Source organism: Acidovorax sp. SRB_24 (genome assembly GCF_012931925.1).
On sequence record NZ_MWOM01000258.1, the window covers coordinates 1 to 423 of the forward strand.

1 protein-coding gene is annotated in these 423 nt (G+C 64.1%); it reads right to left on the reverse strand.

Features of this window, described 5'->3' with window-relative positions; all coding sequences use genetic code 11:
* On the reverse strand, positions 1–117 hold a 117-nt coding region (locus tag B2J89_RS21845), incomplete at its 3' end, for an NAD-dependent epimerase/dehydratase family protein (RefSeq protein WP_169170873.1).
* Positions 118–423: the final 306 nt, after the last annotated feature.

Consider the following 423-nt stretch of genomic DNA (forward strand, 5'->3'; position numbering starts at 1 on the left):
CAGGTTGCCCGCGTACGTGAGTTTGTCGAGGTTGACAACGCCCTCTTCGCTGCTGCGCAGCCAGTCGAGCACGAAGTTGGCGCCAATGAAGCCGGCGCCGCCGGTGACAAGAATCATGGGAGGTTCCGCAAGAGCTGCCGTGTGGCAAAGCTGGCGATTATCCCATCGCGATTGGGGCGGCGGGTAAGCAATCGCAGGATGCCAAAGATGCTTGCCCGGGATGCCGGCACCGCCGCCCCAACACCGCGAACCGCAGCCGGGTGCCAGCCATTCGGGTGGCGGCATACGGCTTAGCGCCACCGCCCGACCCCGATGCTGCAGCGCAGTATTTGAATGGACCGCAGCCTCGGTTAGAGTAGTTGCAAACGCCCAATCCAGCGCTGCGAGGGGAGCCGCACACATGGTGAAACGAGCGCCGCTTCG